This is a genomic window from Frankia sp. AiPs1, from assembly GCF_023716945.1.
Taxonomy (GTDB): domain Bacteria; phylum Actinomycetota; class Actinomycetes; order Frankiales; family Frankiaceae; genus Frankia.
Map to the genome: position 1 here is coordinate 1 of NZ_JAMQQF010000481.1, position 4,628 is coordinate 4,628.

The 4,628-nt window shown below is 74.3% G+C and carries 4 protein-coding genes and 1 pseudogene; all 5 read right to left on the reverse strand.

What is annotated here, in order from left to right; genetic code table 11:
- Positions 1–219: pseudogene (locus tag ND748_RS25640) on the reverse strand (DUF1634 domain-containing protein); the annotation flags it as partial.
- Positions 220–512: 293 nt separating this feature from the next.
- Positions 513–1,379, reverse strand: a complete 867-nt coding sequence (locus tag ND748_RS25645) for a sulfite exporter TauE/SafE family protein (protein WP_251748646.1) — start codon at positions 1,377–1,379, stop codon at positions 513–515.
- 88 nt (positions 1,380–1,467) lie between these two features.
- A complete protein-coding gene (locus ND748_RS25650; RefSeq protein ID WP_251748647.1) occupies positions 1,468–2,874 on the reverse strand; it encodes a universal stress protein in 1,407 nt (468 codons plus the stop codon).
- A complete protein-coding gene (locus ND748_RS25655) occupies positions 2,852–3,040 on the reverse strand; it encodes a hypothetical protein (protein ID WP_251748648.1) in 189 nt (62 codons plus the stop codon). Before ND748_RS25655 ends, ND748_RS25650 begins: the two co-directional genes overlap by 23 nt.
- Before the next feature lie 101 nt (positions 3,041–3,141).
- Positions 3,142–3,942 (reverse strand): TauD/TfdA family dioxygenase, encoded by an 801-nt coding sequence (locus ND748_RS25660; RefSeq protein ID WP_251748649.1) that lies wholly within the window; start codon positions 3,940–3,942, stop codon positions 3,142–3,144.
- Positions 3,943–4,628: the final 686 nt, after the last annotated feature.

Consider the following 4,628-nt stretch of genomic DNA (forward strand, 5'->3'; position numbering starts at 1 on the left):
CCCATGGCGCAGCCCGCCACGCAGGTCGGACAGCCGCATGGCCGCGCCGCCGCCGAGCGGGTCGCCGCCGAGCGGACCGCCGTCGGAGCCGTGCAGCCAGCCCGCGCTGCCTTGGGCGACGCTGATCGTGAGCCCGGCGACCACCAGCACGGCGCCGAGTGCCCCACCGATCCGCAGCACCAGCGCGACCGGACGAGCACCCGTCTCAGGTGCCCCCACCGGAGATGTCGGCGTCGGAGATGTCGGCGTCGGGGTGTTCTGCGCCGAGACTGTCCGCGCCGAGACTGCCGGCGCTGGGGCGTTCGGCGCTGGGGCGTTCGGCGCTGGGGCGTTCGGCGCGGGGGAGTTCGGCGCCGTGATCATCGGTGTCGGAGGTATCGGAGGCGGGGTTGCCGGCGTCGGAACCAGGGCGGGATCCACCTCTCTGGGAACTGTCGGCGAGGGGCCGCGACGCGGGAGGTGGGGCCCGGTGGCGACTGGCCGCCGCAGCGCCATCCTGCCCCGCCCCGCCCTCACGCGACGCCCCGTAGCAGCATCTGGACGCTGATGACGAGCAGGACGACCAGGAAGATCATTCGCAGCGCCCCCACGGGGACCACGGCCAGCAGCCGCGACCCGAGGCGTGCGCCTACGACGGTCCCGAGCGCCACCGCGCCGGCCAGGGCGGGCACGACGTCACCCCGCTGCAGGTAGACGACGGCGCTCGCCGCGCCGGTCACCCCGATCATGAGGTTGCTCGTCGCCGTCGACACCTTGAGCGGCAATCGCATCGCGAGGTCCATGGCCGGCACCTTCATCGCCCCCGAGCCGATGCCGAGCAGGCCGCTGACCGCCCCGGCGGCGGTCATCATGGTCAGGCCGGTCGCGGTACGAGTGACCCGGTAGGGGCGGACGTGGCGGCTGGCCGTTCCGGCGGCCGTGGCGGTGCCGGCGGCCGTGCCGGTGCCGGTGCCGTGCAGGCTCAGGGCGTCGGCGATGCGATCGTCCGGCACGGCGGTGCTGGCGCGGTCCTGGCGGTTGCGCAGCATCTGCATCGCGCTGACCGCCAGCACGACCCCGAACACCGTGTACAGCGTGCGGGCGCCGAGGTGCCCGGCGAGCAGCGCCCCGGCGACGGCTCCGCTCACCGTCGCCACCTCCAGGGTGACCGCGACGCGCAGGTTCGCGAAACCCTCGTCGAGGTAGCGCGGTGACGCCGCGGCGCTGCCGGCGACCACCGAGATCACCGAAGCGCCGATCGCCAGCCGTACGTCCAGGCCGAAGACCAGGGTCAGGATCGGGACGACGAAGGTGCCGCCGCCAAGTCCCAGCAGGCTGCCCAGGCAGCCCGACGCCACGCAGACGGCGGTGATGGTAACGATCTCGGCCAACGGGCTCACGGCGCCTCACCAGGTCAGGAAATTAGTTCTGGTACAGAGACTATCTGTACCAGAACTAATATGGGGGCGCGAGTGATGGAGCCGGCTGCTAGCGGATCACGGCCACCGGGCAAGGGGCGTGCGCCACGCACTGGTGGCTGACCGACCCCAGCAGCAGCTCGGCGAACCCGCCGTGGCCGCGGCTGCCGACGACGAGCAACTGCGCGTCCGCGGCGCCGCGCAGCAGGGCCCGGGCGGCGCCGTCCGCGACGGTCTCCTTTACCAGCTGGACCGGCAGCCCGCCGCCGTGCTCGGCGATGATCGTGTTCACGGCGTCGTCGAGGGTGCGTTGGGCCTGCTCGGCGAGCGCGGAGCCGAAGTCCGCGTAGATCCCCGGGTATGCCGGCACGTCGAGATGCCAGGCATGCACGGCACGCACGGCGGTCTTGCGCACGGCGGCGGCCTCCACCGCCCAGCGCAGTGCCCGCAGCGAGCCGGCCGACCCGTCGACGCCGACGACAACCGGGCGTTCATCCACCGACGTCGTCGCCGGGCCCGCCGCGTCGGCCGCGTCGGCTGTCCCCGCTGACTGGCCGGACCGGTCGGTGCCGCCGCGCACCACGACAACGGGCAGCGGCGCATGGTGGACGACGCCCTGACACACCGACCCGGCCACCAGCCGGTGCAACGCGCCGGGCCCACGCTCGCCGACAACGACGAGCCGCGCGCCGGTCGCGATCCCCAGGAGCTCGGGCACCGGGCTGCCCTCCGCGACGCGTTCGGTCACCAGGACCGCCGGGTCGGGGACGCGCACCGCCGCCACCGTGTCGGCCAGGACCCGCCGCGCCGCGCGCTCCAGCCCAACCCGGTCGGCGCCGTCCGCCTGGTCGAAGACCGCAGGTGGTTCCCCGACGGCGTCCCAGACCAGTGCCGCCGTCACCGGCAGCCGGCGCCGCGCACCCTCGTCGACGGCCCAGCGCAGGGCGGCGGCCGACGCCGGCGAGCCCCGGCCCGCCGGTCCGTCCGCGGCGAAGTCGGCGGCGCTCGGGCCGTGGAAGCTGACGCCGTCGCGGACGGTGACGGCGTGCTGCTCGGCGAAGACGGCCCGCAGGTGCTCGACGGCTCGCAGGCCCCCGCTCACCCCGCCGTAGGAGACGAACCCGACGGGCTTGGCGAACCACTCCTCGCGGTAGGTGTCGATGACGTTCTTCAGCGCCGCCGGGTAGCTGTGGTTGTACTCGGGGGTGACGACGACGAACCCGTCCGCGGCGGCGAGGCGTTCCCCTAGCTCGCGGACGAGCCGCTCGGGCGGCGTACCGGGGACGGCGGCCATGTCGCTGGGCAACGGGAAGGCGGCCAGGTCGAGGACGTCGAGGTGGACGTCGTCGCGGTCACGGGCGTGGCCGGCGAACCAGCCCGCGACCGCCGGGCCCAGCCGACCCGCCCGCACGCTGCCGACGACCAGTGCGAGCGCGAGCGGGCGGGCAGCCTCGTCAGGGGACGCCGGAGCGGTCATGGTGGCGACGGGTGCCGGGGCGGCGGTGGTCGGGGCGGCGGTGGTCGAGGCGGCGGTGGTCGAGGCCGCGGGTGCCGGGGCCGCGGGTGTCAGAGTGGTCGGCGGCGTCGAGGGTGGCATCGGGCGGGTCTCCTCCGGGCGTCGCGTCGGGTGCCGCGGTGGTCATCCGATCACGTGCACCCAGCCTGGGAGGTGAACCCGACTTCATGTCAAGGCTGTACCCGACTTCAGGTCAGGGCGGCGATCCCGGCGGTCCGCCCGGGGCGGTCACGGGTGCACCGATGCGAGGCAGATCCGCACGAGGTGACGGGTGTCGGGATCGTGGTCCCCGGTGCCGCTGTGCAGGACGGCCCGGTTGTCCCACATGACGATCGTTCCCGGCGTCCAGTGCAGGCGGATCTGGTGCTCCGGACGCAGGTACGCGGCGCGCAGCTCGGCCACCAGCGCGTCGCTGTCGTCCGGGCTCATCCCGAGGACCAGCGGGCTGTCCCAGTCCGGCAGGTTGATGTAGAGGTAGTGCTCGCCGGTGTGCGGGTGCCGGCGGACCAGCCGGTGCGCGACGACGGGGCGTTCGTCGTCGGGGCCGCGCACCACCCCGCGGCCGTGGGTGACGTACCGGCCGGTCGCCAGCGCGCGCAGCTCGGGGGCCAGCGCCTGGTAGGCGGCCACGCCGCTGGCCCACAGGGTGTCGTTGCCCTCGGCCGGCACGCGCACGGCCCGCAGGACCGTCGCCACCGGCGGCGCGGGCAGGCTGCTGGCGTCGAAGTGCCAGCCGACGCTGCCGCCGTGGACCTCGTGCACGCCGGGGCGGGCCGGCTCCGGGTCGACGACGCTGGTGAACACCAGGATCGGGCCGAACGCCTCGGCGAACGCGACATGGCCGGCGGTGTCCAGCGCCTGGTCGCGAAAGACCAACACCCCGTGCTGGAAGAGAAGTGTACGGAGCAGTGCGCGTCGCTCGGGGGTCAGGCCCGTTCGAAGGTCGATTCCGCTGACTTCCGCACCGAGCCTCGGTGACATGGGGAGGATGGTGAGGTCGGCGACCGCCGACGAATTCTGTCGAATCATTGCACCCGTCCGCGGGAGTGGGGCGTGGATGGAGGGATGGGCGCCGGTCGAGCGCCGGGCAGGCGGCCCGGGGCCAGGCCGAGCGACGAGTCCAGGCCGAGCGACGAGTCCAGGCCGAGCGACGAGTCCAGGCCGGGAGACGAGTCCAGGCCGAGCGACGAGGGCAGGTCGGGTGCCGAGAGCAGGCCGGTGACGGGGCGGAACGTCGGCGGCGACCGGGGCCGTCGAAGCAGGCCGGCGTCGAGGCGGCCACGTTCGTCGCCGCTTACGGGATCGCCGGTCGGTACGCGGTATCTGGACCGGATCCGCGTGCCCCACCCGCGCGGGAGTTTCCGCGGCGAGGGGGATGAGGGAAGCAAACCATATCTGTCCGGAGGTCGGGGATCGATTCTCCGTTACGGCTCGGTAAACACCGCAGGTGGGGGTCTCGGCTATTCGGCGGACACACGTGGTGATGGTCGTCGCGCCGGTGTGCGGGAGCGGCCGCGCCGGGACGGACAGCAGTGATCGTCCGCTGGGGAGTCCCGCCCGGCGCCGCCCGTCGTGGCCGGCGGTGCCGGCGGATCGGCTGGCGGCGACGACTCCCGTGGGTAAAATCTGGGCCTGCCCACGGCACACTGCCCGCCGCCCGCGTCGCGTTCGCCGAGCACCGCCCGCGGGACGTCGCCGGCCTCCCGTCGCGGCGC

Coding starts and splice junctions, on each gene's coding strand:
- ND748_RS25650 (WP_251748647.1), bottom strand. CDS start 2,874: ATGACCGCTCCGGCGTCCCCTGACGAGGCTGCCCGCCCGCTCGCGCTC.
- ND748_RS25655 (WP_251748648.1), bottom strand. CDS start 3,040: ATGACCACCGCGGCACCCGACGCGACGCCCGGAGGAGACCCGCCCGAT.
- ND748_RS25660 (WP_251748649.1), bottom strand. CDS start 3,942: ATGATTCGACAGAATTCGTCGGCGGTCGCCGACCTCACCATCCTCCCC.